The sequence below is a fragment of the Streptomyces roseolus genome, assembly GCF_014649855.1.
GTDB classification, from domain to species: Bacteria; Actinomycetota; Actinomycetes; order Streptomycetales; family Streptomycetaceae; genus Streptomyces; species Streptomyces roseolus.
Genome location: NZ_BMTV01000004.1, coordinates 69,549 through 86,464 on the forward strand (window position 1 = coordinate 69,549; position 16,916 = coordinate 86,464).

Below are 16,916 nucleotides of genomic sequence, written 5' to 3' on the forward strand. Positions count from 1 at the left end.
TGCTTTGACGTGTGTCAACATAGACATATGTCGAACGCGAAGGTGTTGCCGCTGCTGGAGCCCGCCGTCGAACCGTGCTGCCCACCGCTCACCGAGCGGCCCCTGACCGCCGCGGAAGCCGAGCGGACCGCCCTGATGTTCAAGGCGCTGGGCGACCCGGTGCGCCTGCGGCTGTTCTCCGCCGTCGCCTCCCACGAGGGCGGCGAGGCGTGCGTGTGCGACATCTCCGATGTCGGCGTCTCCCAGCCGACCGTCTCCCACCACCTGAAGAAGCTGAAGGAAGCCGGCCTGCTCACCTCCGAGCGACGTGGGACCTGGGTGTACTACCGGGTGGAGCCGGGGGTCCTGGCGGCGATGGGACAGTTGCTGAGCCCGACGGCGGCCACAGCCTGAGCGAAGCCCGCTCAATTGTCAGTGGCCGGTCGCATGATGACGGTATGGCCATTGATGTCGATTGGGCGCGAGCCGAGATCGCCAAGTTCCTGACGCTGACGACGATGCGCTCGGCATCGACCCGCACCTTCATCACGTCCCGCATGCTGACGTTCGGCTCCGACGACGAGATCGTCGCGAGCGCCCAGGCGGTCGAGCAGATCCTGGACCGTGTCCTACCCACGTGGCGGACCAGCGTCCCCTCGGAGGAAAACGCGGCAAATCGCTGGTACCAGCACCGGGAAGCAGCCCAGAGGGCCGATGTCGCCCTCCAGCGAGATGCGGAAATCCGCGAACGACTCGGGGACGACGCTCCCCAACTCAGCGCCTCGACCATGCACCCCTGGGCCTGGGAAGGCGCCCGGGCCCTCTGGCAGAGCGGCCACTTCCGGCAGGCTGTCACCGCGGCCGCGCGCAAGGTGAACGCCGAGACCCAGAACAAGCTGGGTCGGCGGGACGCCAGCGAGACGGCCCTCTTCGTGAACGCCTTCTCCAAGGACGCCCCCAAGCCTGGCCAGCCTCGGCTCCGCCTGATGCCGGACGACGGCAGCGACACCTTCAAGAGCGTTCACCGGGGTGCGGCCTCGTTCGCCGAGGGGTGCTTCGCGGGCATTCGGAACCCCAACAGTCATGAGGACGGATTGTCGGAGCTGCCGGAGCACGAGGCACTGGAGCAGCTTGCGGCCATCAGCGTGCTCGCGCGCTGGGTGGACTCGGCCACCGTCGAGCGGTGAACGCGGAAGGGGCGCCGACCGTCGCGATCGGCGCCCCTTCTCGGTGGGGGGACGGGGTGGTGGTCTTCGGGAGTCAGGACAACGCGCCCACGAACCCCGCCAGACGTCCGAGCGCCTCGTCGAGCTGCTCGGGCGGGACCGTGTACGAGATGCGGACGTGGTCCGGGGCCGCGAAGTCCGCGCCTGGGACGACCGCCACCTGGGCTTCACTCAGGAGGAGTTCGGCGAATTCGGCGGCGGAGGTGATCGTGCGGCCGGCGCACGTCCTCCCGTACAGGCCAGTGACGTCGGCGAGGAGGAAGAAGGCGCCCTCGGGGTCGCCGTCGACCCGCAGACCAGGGACGTCACCGATCGCCTTGACGGTCGCGAGGCGGCGGGCGTCGAGCGCGGAGCGGCGGCGTTCCAGTTCGGTGCCGAGGTCGGCCGTCAGCGCGCCGAGGGCCGCCCGTTGGGCGATGGAGGACGGGGCCGAGGCGGTGTGGCTCTGCAGGGCCGTGACGGTGGAGGCCAGTTCGGCGGAGGCGGCGAGCCAGCCGATGCGCCAGCCGGTCATGGCGAAGGTCTTGGAGACGCCGCCGATGGTGACGGTACGGGCGGCGATCTCGGCACCCAGCGCCGCCACGGAGGCGAAGCGGGCGTCGCCGAAGACCCAGTGGTCACAGATCTCGTCGCTGACGACGACGAGGTCGTGTTCCACGGCCACTTCGGCCAGGGCGGCCAGTTCGTAGCGGCTGTAGACGACGCCGGAGGGGTTGGCGGGGCTGTTGAGGAGGAGGACCCGCGTGCGGTCGGTGACCGCTTCCCGCACCTGCTCGGGCGTGACCTTCAGGCCGGCGCCGGGGGCGGGGCGGACGGGGACCAGGGTTCCGCCGGCCAAGGCGATGAGGTGGGGGTAGCTGACCCAGTACGGGGCCGGGACGAGCACCTCGTCGCCCGGTTCGAGGAGGGCGGTGAAGGCGTAGTGGAGGGCCTGCTTGGCGCCCGCCGTCACGACGAGATGCGACGCCTCGTACGCGGTGCCGTGGCGGTTGAGGTGCGCGGCGATCGCCGTACGGAGTTCGGGGATGCCGGCAGCCGGGGTGTAGCGGGTGAAGTCCTCGGCGACGGCCTGTTCCGCCGCGCGTGCGGCGGGTTCGACGGTGGGGAACGCCGGCTCGCCGCTGGTCAGGTTGATGACGTCAGCGCCCGCGGCGACGAGCGCCTTGGCGTGGGCGTCGAGCGCGGCGGTGGCCGAGGGCGGAACGGCGGCGGCGCGCGCGGAGGGACGGAGCGGGTTCACGGGGTTCCCTACGGGGTCAGAGGCGGACGGCGAGGTGGGTGAGCGTGGTCTCGTGGCCGCGCCGGAGGGCCGCCGCGCGGGCGCCCCGGTCGACGACCTCCACGCAGCTGTCGCAGAACCGCACGTCGGTCGTGCGGGTGGGGCGGCGGGTGACGCGCAGGCGACGGAAGGAGGCGAGAAGGGACGACATGACGCGACCTCGATTCATAGACGCTCATCTATGAGATGAGTATGACCCAACCCATAGATGACTGTCAATGAATCAGCCACGACGGGTCCGGGAGGCGGTCGACTCTGGACGCGGCGCGTCACCATCGGCCACATTGGGCCGCATGATCGAGCCCTTGACCACCGTGACGCCGTCCGGTTCCTGCTGCCCCGTCCCCATGACGCCGGATCAGGCAGAGGAGCTGTCGGGGATGTTCAAGGCCCTGGCGGATCCGGTGCGCCTGCGGATCGCCAGCATCGTGGCCTGCTGCCCTGCGGGCGAGGTGTGCATGGGAGAGATCGCCGCCGAGTTCGACCTGACCGGGCCGACCATCAGCCACCACCTGCGCAAGCTGCGCGAGGCCGGCATCCTCGCCTCGGAACGGCGCGCGAACGAGGTCTACTACTTCGTCCGCCCGGACCGGATCGAGCACCTGATGGGCCCGCTGGCGGGAATGCGGAGCGCGGCCCGTGAACCGTCACGCTGCTGAGAACCCGCGGAAACGGCTGCGGCCCGCCCCGAAGCCTGGGGGCGGGCCGATGCCGTCTTACGCGTGCCGGCGCCGGTGGCGCTCGCGGTGCCGGGTGCCGGCCCGCGAGGGTCAGAGCCAGATGGGGGCCGTGTAGCCCAGGACGAGCGCGCCGGCGAAGAGGATGCCGACGACCAGGGCGACGACGCGCCAGCGGGCGATGAGGAGCATGCCGCTGATGGCGCCGATGCTGGTGCCCGCGCCGGTCACGAGGAAGGCGAGCGCCGGGCCGGGGCCCATGCCGCCCTGCATCAGGGTGGCGACCAGCGGGAGCGAGCCGTCGGAGTTCAGGTAGACCGGGATGCCGATGAGGGCGGCGACCGGGACCGCGAAGACGTTGCCGTCACCGAGGAACTCGGTGAGGTAGTGCGTCGGGATCGAGTTGATGAGCAGGAAGCCAAGGGTGGCGAAGCCCAGGAAGTAGAGGGCGAGGCGCTTGACGTTGACCTTCAGCTCCTCGCCGAACTCCTTGAGCTTCAGGCGCTCCACGACGCCGACAGGGGCCGGCGCCGGGGCCGGCTTCGGCGCGACCGGGCGGGTGAGCAGGGCCGTACGGGCCAGGCCGCCGCCACCGGCGGGGACGCCGCCACCGGCCGAGACGCCACCACCGAAGCCGCCCCCGGTCTCGCCCTCGTCGCTGCAGCAGCCCTCGGACGCCTTCTCCTCCGCCTGGTTCGCGGTGAGACGGGCCTGGCCCTCCAGCCAGCCGGTCTTCTCGATGAGCCAGGTGATGACGCCGGCGAAGACGCCGAGGACCATCGCGGCCACGAAGAAGGTGGTGGCGAAGTCGAAGCCGAAGAGACCGGTCGACAGCACGTACTCCTCGGGGCTGGTCAGGGGCGAGGCCACCATGAACGTGACCACCGGGGCCCACGGAACGCTGGAGGCGAGCGCCCCGAGCACCACCGCGGTCGTGCCGCAGGAGCAGAAGGGGGTGAGGGTCGCCAGGACGATCGCACCGAGCACCGCGACCGCGGTCTTGCGCCGCATCCACGCCGACAGGCGGTCCGCTCCGACGTAGACGGGGATGGCCGAGGCCAGCACCACGCTGATCAGCAGGAACGGCCAGTTGGCGGCGAGGGAGTGGCCGACGTCCTGGGCGGTGCGCCACAGGACGTCGAGGACGGTGTCGATCACGGGGGCTCCAGCAATTCATAGACGGCTGTCGATGAGTCAGACTCTGCCGGAACTCATAGATGACTGTCAATGCATCTCGGGAACAATTCATAGACGGCCATCGTTGAGTCCGGTATGCCCACGTCGATCTCGGAGCTGTGCTGCTCCCCCGTGCTCGCCGGCCCGCTCACGCCCGAGGCCGCCGACGATCTCGCGACCGCCCTGAAGGTGGTCGCCGACGCCACCCGCCTGCGCCTGCTCGGCCTGATCCGCTCCCAGCCGAGCGGCGAGGCGTGCACCTGCGACCTCACCGAACCCCTGGGACTCACCCAGCCGACCGTCACGCACCACCTGCGGGTGCTGTACGAGGCCGGGTTCCTGGAGCGCGAGAAGCGCGGGCGCCAGACCTACTACCGGATCGCCCCGGAGAGCATGAGCGTGCTCTGCCAGGCACTGGACCCGTCGCCCCAGCTCCTCGCCACGGGCTGAGGAGCCTCGCCGACTCACCTTCCGCCAAGGGCCGGTTCATGCGCGCGTCACGCGCTCGGAACCGGCCCTTCGGCATCTTCAGGCAGGTGGATGCCGGACGCGTTTCCTGCCAGCGGTGATCCCTTCCACACCCTGGGTGAGCTCGGACAGACTCATGAACACCGGAAGGGCGACAAGCCCCCGGGACACCGGGAACGGCCGCCAAGGCCGCCGGCCGACAAAAAGCCACCGTCATCGCCAGGGGAGAGCCATGTCTGTTTCGCGTACCTCGATGCGTCTTGCCACCGCCGCACTCGTCGCCGTGATCGGACTCGGTGCCACTTCGACCCTGGGCGCCGGCGCCGTCCCCGCCCTCGCCGGAGCGGGCTGGGACACGGCCCCCACCGCGCCCACCGACTCCACGGACGGCGCGGGGTGGGACGTGGCCCCGACCGTCGTCCTCGCCTCCTCCATCGACGGCGCGGGCTGGGACGTGGCGCCCACCACGACGAACGACGGCTCCAACGGCGCCGGCTGGGACTCGGCCCCGACCGACCCCTCCACCGACGGCGCCGGCCGGGACTGACCAGCCAGCCCTCGCCCTTCCCCCCGGGCAGCCCACCCCGCACCCCCGCGCACCGCCGACCCCACGAGGAGAGCACCCCATGAGCACCACCTGCTGCAGCACCACCGCCGAGGAACCCTCCCCGGCCCTCCCGGTCGTCGAGACCGCCTCCACCGGCTGCTGCTCGGCCCCCGAGCCGGCTGAAAAGGCCGCCGAGGAGCAGGAGTCCTCCTGCTGCGGCAGCGAAACCGCCGAGCCCGAGCCCGTCGAGGCGTCCGGCTGCTGCGGCACCCCGGCCGCCGAGCCGGAGGCCGAGCCCGCCGCGTCGGGCTGCTGCGGCCCCGCGGAGCCCGAGCCGGTCGTGGCCTCCGGCTGCTGCGGCCCGCAGGAGGAGCAGGCCCACCCCGCCGAGGTGCGCACCGGCCTCTCCCTCGACGACGCGATCACGGCGCTCGGCGGCGGCATCCCGCAGGCCACCGACCCCACCCCGTACGCCCAGGTCGACTGGCTGAGGGCGACCGAGGAGAGCCTGCAGGGCGCCAAGGCGTGGCACACCGTCGCCGACCGCGGCGAGGGCGACATCGCCTTCCTCCCGGGGTACGTCTTCGACGTCGACCCGATCGTGGACGCCGACCCCCGTACACTCCTCGGCTGGCAGCCGAAGGACGGCACCGCCGCCTGCTGCTCGGCCACCACCTCCTGCTGCGAGTCCGCCACCGACGCCGTCGAGGCCCTCGGCACCGACGCGTTCTTCCCGTCACTGCTGCTCGGCTCGCCGCTCGGCTACCGCTCCGAGGCGACCGCCTCCGTCGAGGACCCGCTGCTCGTCGCCGACCTGGTCGACCGCGTCGTCCCGGCGGCGATCGAGGCCGGCATCCGCTCGATCACCGCCCCGTGGCTGCACAACAGCGCCTACAGCGACGTCCTCGCCCTGGCGCTCCAGGCGTACGGCGGTGACATCGCCTTCCACGGCGAGAACAACCTGCTCGACCTCCAGCACGACAGCTACGACGCCTACCTCGCCTCGCTCCCGGCCCGGAAGCGGCGCCGCGTGAAGGAGGACCGCGAGCGCGCAGACAACTCCGGCACCCGCATCGAGCGCAAGGACCGCGAGGAGCTCCGCCCGCTGATCGGGCGGATCACCGAGCTCGTCACGCAGAACCGCCAGAAGTACGAGGGCGGTGAGGACGAGGCGCACATCGGCGCCCTGCTGACCGCGCTCGTCGAGGGCGGCGCCGACATTCGCGCGTACGTCGTCCACAAGGACGAGGCAGTGGTCGCGGCTTCGGTGGTGGTCCGACGGGGCAAGCGCCTCTTCGTGAAGTGGGCCGGCTTCGACTACGAGGCGCTGGGCGAGCGCAGCGGCGTCTACTTCGAGATCGCGCTCGACCGCCCGCTGCGCGACGCCTTCGCCGAGGGCCTCACCGCGATCGAGGCGGGCCCGGGCGCGGACGAGGCCAAGCGGCTGCGCGGCTTCCGCCCGGGGCAGATCCGCTCCGTCGTCCTGGTCACCGACACCGCGCTCCGGCCGAAGGTCGCCGAGCTGCACGCCGCCTACGGCCAGGCCCGCCGCGAGACGCTCGGCGCGGCCGAGGAAGCGGCGCCGACGACGGCGATCGGCCGCCTGAAGGCGAAGCTGCTCGGCAGCACCGCCTACGAGCCGATCAAGCCCCTCCAGCCCGAGGGCGGCTGCTGCGGCTGACCCACAAAATCGATCCTCTCCTCGCCGCAACTCCATAGAACTGGTCCGGTGCCTCGCGCACCGGACCAGCCTGTGTTTCCCGGCAGCGAGAGGCCGTCGGCGGATCCGTCAGTCCGTCCAGCCCGCCTTCGCCGCGAGGACCCCGGCCTCGAAGCGGCTGCGGGCGCCGAGCCGTGCCATCAGCTCGGACATGATCCGGCGCTCCGTGCGCAGGCCGATGCCGAGCTTCTTCGCGGCGATCTCGTCGGTGGCCCCCTGCGTCAGCTGGCGCAGGAGTTCGCGTTCCTGCGCGGTCAGGCCGGCCTCGTCCCGGTCACGGACGCTGCCGAGGGGAGCCGCGCGCTCCCAGACCTGATCGAACAGGGCGACCAGAGCGGTCATGACGCCGGGGCCGGTCAGCTGGACGGCGCCCTTCTTGGTGTTGTCCGGGTCGACGGGAAGCAGGGCGACCTCGCGGTCGAAGAGCACCATCCGCAGCGGAAGGGCCGGGACGGTGCGCACCTCGCCGCCGTTGTCGTGCAGCCAGTGCGCGTACTCGACGGTGGGGGTGTCGTTGCGGACGCTGTCGAGGTAGGCGGTCAGGACGCGCACGCCGCGCCGCATCAGCTGCTCGTCGAGGGGCCGGCTCGCCTCCAGACTGGCCGCGGACTGAGCGCCGCCGGGCATGAAGGACAGGCACTCGGTGGTGCTGCGATGGGCCAGCTCCTCGAGCCGGGCCTGGATGGCGTCGATGCCCTGGAGGTACTCGACGCCGTGTCGTTCGCCGGTCCGCAGCTCGGCGTACTCGGCGAGCAGCGTGCTGATGGCCGCCTGTGATTCCGCGAACTGCTGCTGCTGAGCCAGGAGTTCCGCCTGCTGCCGCTGGAGCAGGAGCTGGAAGCCCAGGTTGGGACTGACGGGGCGCACGCCGCCGGGGGCCTGGAGTGAGCGGCGCAGGAGATTGAGCTCGGCGAGCCGGTCCAGGGCCTCACGTATGTCCGCCTCAGGGCGGGCCAGATGAGAGGCGAGCTCTCCGACGCCCCAGTCCTGGTGCGTGAGCATCAGGCGATAGACCGTCTCGGCGTCCGCATCCAGTCCCAAACTCGCCAGCACAGCGACCCCCCGGCCCACGTCTCAATATGCGAGACGTACTCGTCAGTCCATCGGCGAGCGCCGATCTTTGCAGCTCAGGACATCCGTCGACAAGATGTGTCCACCCTGCGATCGGACGCCGCCACGCCTCGCCCCCCTCGCTCACGGCGGCCGGAATTAGCCCTCTCAGGCAGGTCGTTGCCGGACGCAGTTCATGCCAAGGGATATCCCTTCCGCCTCCCCCGGCGGCTCGGCAGACTGGTGATCACAAAGGTTCGGCAGGCCGGCACCACGGATTCCGCACCTCTCCTCACGCCCCTTTTCGCGGGGCATTCCATCCACCACACACGGAGGACAGCCATGTCCGCTGCGCGGAGTCTGCTGCGCCTGGCCAACAGGGCCGCCGCCGTCGCCCTGGGCTTCTCGCCCGCCGGCGGGCACGGCTGCGGTCCGAAGTGCCGCCACGCCCACCTGTACGGCGAGGTCGCTCCCGCCGTGGCCGACCAGCACGTGTGGTCCGTACCCGGGCTCGCCGCCCGACCGGGAGGCCCCGTGCTCATGGCCACCGCCACCCTCGTCGCCACCGACGCCGCCACACACCGAGACCTGGCGGCGGCGACGGTGACGGACATCGTCTGGGCGTCCGCGATGACCGAGGACGACCTTGAACATGTCCACGCCAGTTCCGCTCCCGGTCGAATAGAGCTGACCTTCTTCCATCGGACGCGCCACCCCGCCGAGGCGATTTCCGCCGCGTGGGAAATCTGCCTGCGCGCGCTGAATTCCAGCCCTTCTCTGGCTCATTGGCGGATTACCGCCACCCCCCGCCTTCCCGACGCCCTCCCCGGCTCGGGCCCCCTTCCTGCGTGATCCAGATCACACACCCCTGCGAGGAGTACCACCCATGAGCGGCATCAACGACCCCCGTCTCAAGGCCGAAGAGCTCACCGTCGAGCCGCTGGCCGCCATCGACCACGACGTGAAGGTCCTCGGTTCGAAGAGCTACACCAACCGGCAGATCGCCGTCGCCGCCCTGTCCGGCAAGGAAGGCGTGATCGACGGCGCGCTCATCTCCGACGACACCGTCTTCTTCACCAAGGCCGTCGAGTCCTTCGGGCACGTCAGCGCCGAGATCGACCACGAGGCCGCGCGCATCTCGTTCACCCCCACGGGCAAGCCGATGACGGCCCCGCAGGAGGAGATCTTCGTCGGCGGCGCGGGCACCCCGCTGCGCTTCCTCATCTCCATGGCGGGCCTCGCCGAGGGCACCACCACCATCACCGGCAACGCCCGGATGCAGGAGCGCCCGTTCGGCGACCTGCTCGCGGCCCTCCCGGGCCTCGGCGTCGAGGCGGTCGCCGTGCGCGGCAACGGCTCGCCGCCGATCCGCGTCACCGGCGGCAACTTCGCCGGCGGGAAGACGAAGATCTCCGGCGCCGTCTCCAGCCAGTACACCTCCTCGCTCCTCATCAGCTCCGTGCTGGCGAAGCAGGACACGGAGATCGAGATCGTCGACGAGCTGGTCTCCAAGCCGTACGTCGAGATGACCCTGGCGACCCTCGCCGAGCACGGCATCACCGTCGAGCGGGACGGCTACCGCTGGTTCAAGGTGCCCGCCGGCCAGTCCTTCAAGGGCGGCCACGCGATCGTCGAGCCGGACGCCTCGGGCCTGTCGTACTTCATCGCCGCCGCCGCGGTCCTCGGCGGCCGGGTCACCATCCCCGGCATCGGCTCCGCCTCCCACCAGGGGGACGTCGGCCTGGTCGAGGTCCTCGGCCGGATGGGCGCGCACACCGAGGTCACCGAGAACTCGGTCACCGTCAAGGGCGGGCAGCTGCGAGGCATCGAGGTCGACATGGACGCCATGCCCGACGTCGTCCCCTCACTCGCCGCCGTCGCCGCCTTCGCCGAGGGACCGACCCACATCACCAACATCGCCAGCCTGCGGGTGAAGGAGTGCGACCGCATCGCGGCCGTCACCACCGAGCTGCGCAAGATGGGCGTCAAGGTCGACGAGTACGACGACGCCATGACCGTCCACGGCGGCCCCTCGCACGGCGCGGTCATCGACACCTACGACGACCACCGCATCGCCATGACCTTCGCGGTCATGGGCCTGCGCACCCCGGGCGTCGTCATCAAGGACCCCGGCTGCGTCGCCAAGTCCTTCCCCGCCTTCTGGCAGACCCTGGACACCCTGCGATGACCGAGACCCCCGACACCCGTCCCGGCATCCTGCTCGTCCTCGACGGCTGGGGCCACACCGAGCCGGTCCCCGGCAACGCCCTCGCGGTCGCGGACACCCCCGTCCTGGACGGCATCCGGGCCAAGTACCCCGCCACCCTCGTGGAGGCGTCCGGCGAGCACGTCGGCCTGCTGCCCGGCACGGTCGGCAACTCCGAGATCGGCCACATGGTCATCGGCGCCGGCCGCCCGCTGGACTACGACAGCGTGCTCGTCCAGCGGCAGATCGACTCCGGCGGTCTGCGCGACAACCCGCGCCTGACCGAGGCGCTGGACGCGCTCGCAGCGGGCGGCGGCGCCCTGCACCTGATCGGCCTGGCATCCGACGGGCAGATCCACGCCCACGTCGACCACCTGCACGAGCTGCTCTCGATCGCCGCCGCCCGTGGCGTCGAGCGGGTCTGGGTGCACGCGATCACCGACGGCCGGGACGTCGCCGACCGCACGGCCTGCCACTACCTCGGCCGGGTCGAGGAGTTCTTCGCGACGACCGGTGTCGGCCGCCTGGCCACGGTCTCCGGCCGCGGCTACGCCCTCGACAAGAGCGGCGACCTGGAGCTGACCGCGAAGGTCACCCAGGCGGTGGCGGACGGCCGCGGAGCCCTGGCCCGCGACCACGGCCAGATCCTGGCGGGCGCCGGCGACGGCGACGTGTGGGTCACCCCGACCGTCCTCACCGACGCCGACGGCGAACCGCTGGCGACCGTGCGGGACGGGGACGCGATCCTGTTCGCCAACTTCCGCAGCGACCGCATCCAGCAGCTCGCCGACGACCTGGTGAAGCACCTGGCCGAGAGCGACGTACGGATCCTCTCCCTCACCCAGTACGACACCGAGGCGGACATCCCCGCCCTGGTCGGCCGCGCCGACGCCTCCGGCGGCCTCGCGGACCAGCTGGAGGCCCACGGCCTGCGGTCCGTACGGATCGCGGAGCAGGAGAAGTTCGAGCACGTCACGTACTACCTGAACGGGCGGGACGAGCGGCGCCGGGAGGTCGAGGAGCACGTCCGGATCACGTCGGACGAGGCGCCCGAGTACACCGCGCGGCCCGAGATGAACCTCGACCGGGTCGCCGACGCGGTGATCGCGGCCGCCGGCCGCACCGACGTCGCCCTCGTGGCGGCCAACCTCGCCAACATCGACGTCGTCGGCCACACCGGCGACCACGACGCCACCGTCAGGGCCGCCGAACACACCGACCGGCAGGTGGACCGGATCCTGACCGCCGCCGCGGCCACCGGCCGCTGGGTGGTGCTGGTCGGCGACCACGGGAACGCCGAGCGGATGTCCAAGCCCGGCCCGGACGGCACCCCGCTCCCGTACGGCGGACACACCACCAATCCGGTCCCGGCGGTCGTCGTCCCGGCGCCCGGGCAGCTCCTGCCCGACGCCCTCCGTGACGGCGGCAGCCTCGCCGACATCGCGCCCACCGTGCTCGCCCTGCTCGGTCGTCCGAGCGGCCCCGCCATGACCGGAAGGAGCCTGCTGTGACCCTCGCGCCCCCGCTCGCCCAGACCGCCACGCCGGACGGCACCCGCTTCGCCGGCGCCTACGCCGACGGCGCCGTCCGCCACGAGCCGGACGCGGGCCCCGGGCTGGCCGTCGAGGTGCTCGTCAGCGCCGACGGCTCGGCCCACGTGCTGACCGTCACCAACCTCACCTCCGAGGTCCAGGAAGTGCTTCCCGAACCGCTGCTGCCGCCCGGCGAAGGACCGCTGCTGTTCCTCGGCGGCGCGTCCACCACCGCCGAGCGCGACGGACTGCTCGTCGCCCGCCTCTCCCCCCACGGGTTCGTCCGCCTCGGACGCGCCCTCGACACCGACCAGGAGCACGCCTCATGACCACCGTCACCGGACCGCGTCCGCGCGTGGCGCTGATCGGGGACCACGGCAAGTCCCCCGCGCACGCCCGGCTCGACAGCTTCCGCGCCGAGCTGGAGGTGGACACCGTATGGGTGCCCACCGAGACGATCACCGGCCCGGAGTCGTTCGACGGCTTCGACGGCCTGTGGGTCGTGCCCGGCTCCCCGTACGAGAACAAGGACGGCGTCCTCGCCGCCGTCCGGCACGCCCGCGAGAACGGCGTTCCCTACCTGGGCACCTGCGGCGGCTTCCAGCACGCGCTGATCGAGTACGCCCGCAGCGTCGCCGGTCTCACCGACGCCGACGACGTGCAGTACGACCCGGAGGCGGCCACCCCGCTGATCGTGCCGCTCACCTGCTGCCTCGCCGGCGAGCAGGCGCCCCTGCTGCTGACCGCCGGCAGCCGGCTGGCGGCGGTCTACGAGGGCGCCGAGCGCTCGACGGAGACGTACCACTGCAAGTACGGCCTGAACGCGGAGTTCGTCGAGCTGCTCACCGGCGCGGGCGTGCTGTTCAGCGGCTGGGACGAGGAAGGCGCCCCGCGGGCCGCCGAGGTGCCGGGCCACCCGTTCTTCATCGGCACCCTGTTCCAGCCCGAGCTGGTTTCGGGGCCGGGCCGGATCCACCGGCTGATCACGGCCTTCACGGCCGAGGTGAGCGCCCGGGCGGCCGTCGCCGTCTGAGCCGGTGCGCCCGGCCGGGGCGGCTCACGCCTCCGCCGGGCCCTCGCCCCAGATCAGCGCGTCGAGCACGGCCCGGTGTTCGGGCCGGATCGCGTACCAGGCCCACGTGCCCCGCTTCCTGCGGCTCACGAGGCCGGTGTCCACCAGGATCTTCATGTGGTAACTGACGGTCGGCTGGGCGAGATCCAGCAGCGGCGTCATGTCGCACACGCACGCCTCGCCGTCCGGAGCGGCCAGCAGCACGCTGAGGATCTGCAACCGGGTCGGGTCGGCGATGCCCTTCACGTTCCGGGCCAGCGCCTCAGCCCGCTCCCGGGGCAGCGGTTCCACGTCGAGAGGCGGCCCGCAGGTCGGATCCTCGTAGACGAAGGGCAGCAACCCCGAGCGATTACCGGTCGCTTGTTCTGCTGACATGACGATCACCCTATGTCCGCCCGGCCGACCGGCTGAGTCACATCGAGCGAGTTCACTCACTGTTCGCCTGTCATTCAGCGAATGTCCGAACAGCTCCCGCCCGTCTCCTTCTTCCTTCCCCACCACCGCAAAGGCACCGCCATGTCTGTCACCTCCACCACGTTCCGAAGCACCGTGCCGGCCTTCACCTCGCGCCGGATGCGGCAGGGAGCCGCCGCATCCGCCGGCCTCGTCCTCGCCGCCGTCCTCACCGGCTGCGCCGGTGCCGCGAAGGCCGACACGGGGGCCTTGCAGGCCAGCGGATCCACCACGGTCGCCCCGGTGGCCTCCGACGCCGCCGAGGCGCTCAAGTCCAAGGGCCTGAACATCACCGTCGCCACCCAGGGCGGCTCCGCCGGCGGCATCTCCCAGCTCGGCACCGGCCAGATCGAGATCGCGCTGAGCTCCAAGCCGCTCTCCGACAAGGACAGCAAGGCGTACCCGGACGCCGACTTCGTGACCACGCAGATCGGCGCGGACGCGGTCGGCGTCATCATCACCAAGGAGGTCGCCGACGGCGGGGTCAAGAGCCTCTCCAAGGCACAGGTGCAGGGCCTGTTCGAAGGGAAGATCACCAACTGGAAGGAGGTCGGCGGCCCCGACCTGCAGGTCTTCGTGTACGACAAGGAGCCCGGCCGCGGCACCCGTGAGGTGCTCGACAAGTTCGTCTACGGCAAGGGCGAGCCGCCGGCCCCGCCGCAGTCCGCGAACTACGCCGTCGTCGGCGGCAACACCGAGACCCGCAACAAGCTGAAGTCCACCCGCGGTTCCATCGCCCCGCTGTCGACCGGCTTCATCGACGGCCACCCCGACCTGGTCGCCGTGCCGCTGGACGGCATCGCCCCCAGCCTGGAGAACGTGGCCTCCGGGAAGTACCCGATGACCCGCCCGCTGTACATGATCACCAACGGTCAGCCCAAGGGCGCCGCCAAGCAGTACATCGACTACATCCTCTCCGCCGAGGGCCAGAAGCTTCTCCCGAAGCACGGGTACCTGACCCGTCAGCAGATGGGGCTCTGACCGATGAGCCTCACTCTGGAGCGCCCCGCCAAGGCGCCCGGAACCACCGCGACGCGGCCGCCCGAGAAGGGCGGCCGCCCCGGCCGGGCGAGATGGGTCTGGGGCTGGGCCTACAGCGGCGTCCTGTCCGTCGCACTCGCCCTCGTGGTCCTGGTCGGCTACCTGGCCGACGGCATCGCGAGCGGCACGGTCGACTGGGGAGCCCTCCTCACGGACTCCGTCTGGAGCCCCGGGAACCTGGCCTTCGGCGGCCTGGCCATGATCTACGGATCGGCGGTCGTCTGCGTCCTGGCGCTCGTGCTCGCCGTACCCGTCGGCTGGGCGGCGGCCATCGCCCTCTCCGAGTACCTGCCGCCCCGCCTCGCCAAGCCGCTGCGCCTGAGCATCGAACTCCTCGCGGCCGTCCCCTCCATCGTCTACGGCCTCATCGGCATCATGGTGATCCGGCCGTTCGTCGCCGGCCTCGGCGACGTGCCGGGCGGCGACAGCATCCTCGCCGCCGGCATCGTCCTCGCCGTGATGATCATGCCGACGATCGTGGCGGTCAGCGTGGACGCCCTCGCCGCGGTACCCGGCCGCTACCGGGAGGCCGCGTACTCCCTCGGCCTGACCCGCCGGGAGGTCGTCCGCTCCGCCGTCCTGCCCCAGGCCCGTTCGGGCATGCGCGCCGGCGTCCTCCTTGGCCTGGCCAGGGCGCTCGGCGAGGCCATCGCGGTCTTCATGGTCATCGGCCGCGCCGACGGGCGCCTCCCGGAGTCGTTCGGCGACTTCTTCTCCTCGCTCGTCCGCCCCGGCCAGACGCTCACCACCAAGCTCGCCGGCCCCGAACCCATGCTCGCCGGCACCTCGGGCCCGTACTTCGCCGCCCTCTGCGGACTCGGCATCATCCTGCTGGCCCTCGTCGCCGCTGCCACCGTCTGGGGCACCCGCGGCACCTCGGCCCGGGTCCGGCGCGGACCGCGCGTCCGGCGGACCTCCGCGTGGATGCGCGGCCCCAAGGACCGGCTGACCACGGCCGTCCGTTACGGCGCCCTGCTGCTGCCGACCGCCCTCCTGCTCGGCATGCTCGGCATCCTGCTGGCCCGCGGCGGCGCGGCCCTCAACCCGGCCTTCTGGTTCACCCCGTCCGCCGGCGCCGCCGACGGAGGCATCCGCGACCAGATCGTCGGCACCCTCCTGCTGCTCGCGACCACGGCGCTGATCGCGCTGCCGCTCGGCTACGGAGCGGGCATCGTGATCGGAACCCGCGCCTCCGCCAAGACCTCCCGGATCCTGGAGACGCTGACCGTGGCGGTCGGCGGAACACCCACCATCCTGCTCGGCCTCGCCGGATACGTCCTCCTGTGCACGACCATGGGCTGGGGCCGTTCCTGGCTGGCCGGCGCCGTGGTCCTGGTGCCCGTCGTGGTCCCGGTCGTCGCCCTCACCACCGCCGGCCGCGTGCGCGGCATGCCGGGCGAACTCACCGAGAGCGCGCTCGCGCTGGGCCTGACCCGCTCGCAGTACATCCGCTCGGTCGTCATCCCCTACACCTGGCCGGCCACGCTCACCGGCCTGCTGCTCGGCCTGGCCCGCGCGGCGGGCGAGACGGCGCCCCTGATCTTCACGGCCACCGTGTTCTTCGGGGCCCCCGCCCTCCCGACCGGCATCGTCAACGCACCGGTCCAGGCCCTGCCCACGCACATCTTCACCCTGTCGCAGGACTCCGGCGCCCCCGAGGCCATCGCCCAGGCGTGGGGCAGCGCCCTCGTCCTGGTCCTGATCACCGCCGGACTGCTCACCCTGGCCGTCTTCCTGCGCAACCGATTCGAAGGAGCACGACGTTGGACAACGTGAAGACGGGGAACGCGCACCCGCAGAACGTGATCGCCGTCCGCGATCTGCGCGTCCTCGACGGAAAGAAGACCCTGGTCGGCCCGGTCACCTTCGAGCTGCCCGCCGGCTCCACGACCGGCCTGTGCGGCCCGTCCGGCGCCGGCAAGTCGACGGTGCTGCGCGCCCTCGTCGATCTGCTGCCGCACGGCCTGCGCCGCGACGGCGAGGTGGACGTGCAGGGACGCACGATCTGTTGCGGCAAGGGGGACGCCTCTCTGCGGAGCACCGTCGTCCTGGTGCCGCAGACGCCGGTGGTCTTCGGCGGAAGCATCATGGACAACGCCCTGTTCGGCCTGCGCCACCTGGTCCGCGCCTCCCGTACGGAGATGCGGGACCGGATGGAGAAGGCGCTGCGGGAGTCGGGCCTGTGGAACGAGGTCCGCGACCGGCTCGACACCCCGGCGCAATCGCTCTCCAACGGCCAGCGCCAGCGCCTGTGCCTCGCCCGGGCCCTCGCCCTGGAGCCGGCGGCGCTCCTGCTCGACGAGCCGACCAGCGCCCTGGACGAGCGCAGCCGGGACACGGTCGAGGAGTCGGTCGCCGCCCTGCGCGGCAACCGTACAGTCCTGCTGGTCTCGCACGACCCCGGCCAGGTGGAGCGGCTGTGCGACCGCACGGTGCGACTGGAGCTGCCCGAGACGGCTTCGCTCGTACCGGCATGATGAACCGGGCCCG

The 16,916-nt window shown here is 71.8% G+C and carries 19 protein-coding genes; 14 read left to right on the plus strand and 5 right to left on the minus strand.

The window, feature by feature from the left end; all coding sequences use genetic code 11:
* Window positions 1–27 precede the first annotated feature (27 nt).
* Both IE245_RS05750 and IE245_RS05755 read left to right on the plus strand, forming a co-directional pair.
* The gene (locus IE245_RS05750; protein WP_189945635.1) at window positions 28–393 is read left to right on the plus strand and encodes an ArsR/SmtB family transcription factor; all 366 of its coding nucleotides are present in this window, start codon (window positions 28–30) and stop codon (window positions 391–393) included.
* Between the two features lie 44 nt (window positions 394–437).
* A complete protein-coding gene (locus IE245_RS05755) occupies window positions 438–1,166 on the plus strand; it encodes a TIGR02391 family protein (protein WP_189945636.1) in 729 nt (242 codons plus the stop codon).
* A 73-nt stretch (window positions 1,167–1,239) separates the two neighbouring features.
* Here the strand turns inward: IE245_RS05755 and IE245_RS05760 are convergent, their stop codons facing one another.
* Window positions 1,240–2,445: a pyridoxal phosphate-dependent aminotransferase gene (locus IE245_RS05760; RefSeq protein ID WP_189945637.1), complete on the minus strand. Its 1,206-nt coding sequence runs from the start codon at window positions 2,443–2,445 to the stop codon at window positions 1,240–1,242.
* Window positions 2,446–2,461: 16 nt separating this feature from the next.
* Window positions 2,462–2,635, minus strand: coding sequence for a hypothetical protein (locus IE245_RS05765; RefSeq protein ID WP_189945638.1), 174 nt, complete (start codon window positions 2,633–2,635; stop codon window positions 2,462–2,464).
* Window positions 2,636–2,777: 142 nt separating this feature from the next.
* Between IE245_RS05765 and IE245_RS05770 the strand changes: the two genes are divergently transcribed.
* On the plus strand, window positions 2,778–3,143 hold the full coding sequence (locus IE245_RS05770; RefSeq protein WP_189945639.1) for an ArsR/SmtB family transcription factor: 366 nt from the start codon (window positions 2,778–2,780) through the stop codon (window positions 3,141–3,143).
* A gap of 111 nt (window positions 3,144–3,254) precedes the next feature.
* On the opposite strand, the gene IE245_RS05775 is transcribed toward IE245_RS05770, so the two are convergent.
* Window positions 3,255–4,319 (minus strand): permease, encoded by a 1,065-nt coding sequence (locus IE245_RS05775; protein ID WP_229851095.1) that lies wholly within the window; start codon window positions 4,317–4,319, stop codon window positions 3,255–3,257.
* A 114-nt stretch (window positions 4,320–4,433) separates the two neighbouring features.
* Here IE245_RS05775 and IE245_RS05780 point away from each other — a divergent pair, with 114 nt between their 5' ends.
* The 3 genes from IE245_RS05780 to IE245_RS05790 all read left to right on the plus strand — a co-directional run bounded on the left by IE245_RS05780 (window position 4,434) and on the right by IE245_RS05790 (window position 7,033).
* A complete protein-coding gene (locus tag IE245_RS05780; protein WP_030496241.1) occupies window positions 4,434–4,787 on the plus strand; it encodes an ArsR/SmtB family transcription factor in 354 nt (117 codons plus the stop codon).
* Window positions 4,788–5,037: 250 nt separating this feature from the next.
* The gene (locus IE245_RS05785) at window positions 5,038–5,352 is read left to right on the plus strand and encodes a hypothetical protein (RefSeq protein WP_189945640.1); all 315 of its coding nucleotides are present in this window, start codon (window positions 5,038–5,040) and stop codon (window positions 5,350–5,352) included.
* A gap of 79 nt (window positions 5,353–5,431) precedes the next feature.
* Window positions 5,432–7,033 (plus strand): GNAT family N-acetyltransferase, encoded by a 1,602-nt coding sequence (locus IE245_RS05790; RefSeq protein ID WP_189945641.1) that lies wholly within the window; start codon window positions 5,432–5,434, stop codon window positions 7,031–7,033.
* 108 nt (window positions 7,034–7,141) lie between these two features.
* On the opposite strand, the gene IE245_RS05795 is transcribed toward IE245_RS05790, so the two are convergent.
* Window positions 7,142–8,074 carry a helix-turn-helix domain-containing protein gene (locus IE245_RS05795; protein WP_229851096.1) on the minus strand — a complete coding sequence of 311 codons (933 nt, stop codon included), beginning with the start codon at window positions 8,072–8,074 and terminating at the stop codon, window positions 7,142–7,144.
* A 390-nt stretch (window positions 8,075–8,464) separates the two neighbouring features.
* On the opposite strand from IE245_RS05795, the gene IE245_RS05800 reads away from it, so the two are divergent.
* Genes IE245_RS05800 through IE245_RS05820 form a run of 5 tightly spaced genes read left to right on the plus strand, consistent with a single transcriptional unit; the run spans window position 8,465 to window position 12,893 of the window.
* Window positions 8,465–8,974: a hypothetical protein gene (locus IE245_RS05800; protein WP_189945643.1), complete on the plus strand. Its 510-nt coding sequence runs from the start codon at window positions 8,465–8,467 to the stop codon at window positions 8,972–8,974.
* Window positions 8,975–9,008: 34 nt separating this feature from the next.
* Window positions 9,009–10,310, plus strand: coding sequence for a 3-phosphoshikimate 1-carboxyvinyltransferase (gene aroA, locus IE245_RS05805; protein WP_189945644.1), 1,302 nt, complete (start codon window positions 9,009–9,011; stop codon window positions 10,308–10,310).
* Window positions 10,307–11,839 carry a 2,3-bisphosphoglycerate-independent phosphoglycerate mutase gene (gene gpmI / locus IE245_RS05810; protein ID WP_189945645.1) on the plus strand — a complete coding sequence of 511 codons (1,533 nt, stop codon included), beginning with the start codon at window positions 10,307–10,309 and terminating at the stop codon, window positions 11,837–11,839. Before aroA ends, gpmI begins: the two co-directional genes overlap by 4 nt.
* Window positions 11,836–12,189, plus strand: coding sequence for a hypothetical protein (locus IE245_RS05815; protein WP_189945646.1), 354 nt, complete (start codon window positions 11,836–11,838; stop codon window positions 12,187–12,189). Before gpmI ends, IE245_RS05815 begins: the two co-directional genes overlap by 4 nt.
* The gene (locus IE245_RS05820) at window positions 12,186–12,893 is read left to right on the plus strand and encodes a glutamine amidotransferase-related protein (protein ID WP_189945647.1); all 708 of its coding nucleotides are present in this window, start codon (window positions 12,186–12,188) and stop codon (window positions 12,891–12,893) included. The genes IE245_RS05815 and IE245_RS05820 overlap by 4 nt, the downstream gene beginning before the upstream one ends.
* A gap of 24 nt (window positions 12,894–12,917) precedes the next feature.
* Here IE245_RS05820 and IE245_RS05825 read toward each other — a convergent pair whose 3' ends face one another.
* Window positions 12,918–13,307: an ArsR/SmtB family transcription factor gene (locus IE245_RS05825; RefSeq protein ID WP_189945648.1), complete on the minus strand. Its 390-nt coding sequence runs from the start codon at window positions 13,305–13,307 to the stop codon at window positions 12,918–12,920.
* A 141-nt stretch (window positions 13,308–13,448) separates the two neighbouring features.
* On the opposite strand from IE245_RS05825, the gene IE245_RS05830 reads away from it, so the two are divergent.
* From IE245_RS05830 to IE245_RS05840, 3 genes are read left to right on the plus strand one after another with little or no spacing between them, the layout of a single operon-like run.
* Window positions 13,449–14,366, plus strand: a complete 918-nt coding sequence (locus IE245_RS05830; protein ID WP_229851097.1) for a phosphate ABC transporter substrate-binding protein — start codon at window positions 13,449–13,451, stop codon at window positions 14,364–14,366.
* Window positions 14,367–14,369: 3 nt separating this feature from the next.
* Entirely contained in the window at window positions 14,370–16,202 is a 1,833-nt protein-coding gene (gene pstC, locus IE245_RS05835; RefSeq protein ID WP_189945649.1) for a phosphate ABC transporter permease subunit PstC, read from the plus strand.
* Window positions 16,190–16,903: an ATP-binding cassette domain-containing protein gene (locus IE245_RS05840; protein WP_308436596.1), complete on the plus strand. Its 714-nt coding sequence runs from the start codon at window positions 16,190–16,192 to the stop codon at window positions 16,901–16,903. Before pstC ends, IE245_RS05840 begins: the two co-directional genes overlap by 13 nt.
* Window positions 16,904–16,916: the final 13 nt, after the last annotated feature.

Bases quoted from the DNA above. Each gene is read 5' to 3' on its own strand.
- IE245_RS05750 (WP_189945635.1), top strand. From the start codon at position 28: ATGTCGAACGCGAAGGTGTTGCCGCTGCTGGAGCCCGCCGTCGAACCG.
- IE245_RS05755 (WP_189945636.1), top strand. From the start codon at position 438: ATGGCCATTGATGTCGATTGGGCGCGAGCCGAGATCGCCAAGTTCCTG.
- IE245_RS05765 (WP_189945638.1), bottom strand. From the start codon at position 2,635: ATGTCGTCCCTTCTCGCCTCCTTCCGTCGCCTGCGCGTCACCCGCCGC.
- IE245_RS05770 (WP_189945639.1), top strand. From the start codon at position 2,778: ATGATCGAGCCCTTGACCACCGTGACGCCGTCCGGTTCCTGCTGCCCC.
- IE245_RS05780 (WP_030496241.1), top strand. From the start codon at position 4,434: ATGCCCACGTCGATCTCGGAGCTGTGCTGCTCCCCCGTGCTCGCCGGC.
- IE245_RS05785 (WP_189945640.1), top strand. From the start codon at position 5,038: ATGTCTGTTTCGCGTACCTCGATGCGTCTTGCCACCGCCGCACTCGTC.
- IE245_RS05790 (WP_189945641.1), top strand. From the start codon at position 5,432: ATGAGCACCACCTGCTGCAGCACCACCGCCGAGGAACCCTCCCCGGCC.
- IE245_RS05795 (WP_229851096.1), bottom strand. From the start codon at position 8,074: ATGCTCACGCACCAGGACTGGGGCGTCGGAGAGCTCGCCTCTCATCTG.
- IE245_RS05800 (WP_189945643.1), top strand. From the start codon at position 8,465: ATGTCCGCTGCGCGGAGTCTGCTGCGCCTGGCCAACAGGGCCGCCGCC.
- aroA (WP_189945644.1), top strand. From the start codon at position 9,009: ATGAGCGGCATCAACGACCCCCGTCTCAAGGCCGAAGAGCTCACCGTC.
- gpmI (WP_189945645.1), top strand. From the start codon at position 10,307: ATGACCGAGACCCCCGACACCCGTCCCGGCATCCTGCTCGTCCTCGAC.
- IE245_RS05820 (WP_189945647.1), top strand. From the start codon at position 12,186: ATGACCACCGTCACCGGACCGCGTCCGCGCGTGGCGCTGATCGGGGAC.
- IE245_RS05825 (WP_189945648.1), bottom strand. From the start codon at position 13,307: ATGTCAGCAGAACAAGCGACCGGTAATCGCTCGGGGTTGCTGCCCTTC.
- IE245_RS05830 (WP_229851097.1), top strand. From the start codon at position 13,449: ATGTCTGTCACCTCCACCACGTTCCGAAGCACCGTGCCGGCCTTCACC.
- pstC (WP_189945649.1), top strand. From the start codon at position 14,370: ATGAGCCTCACTCTGGAGCGCCCCGCCAAGGCGCCCGGAACCACCGCG.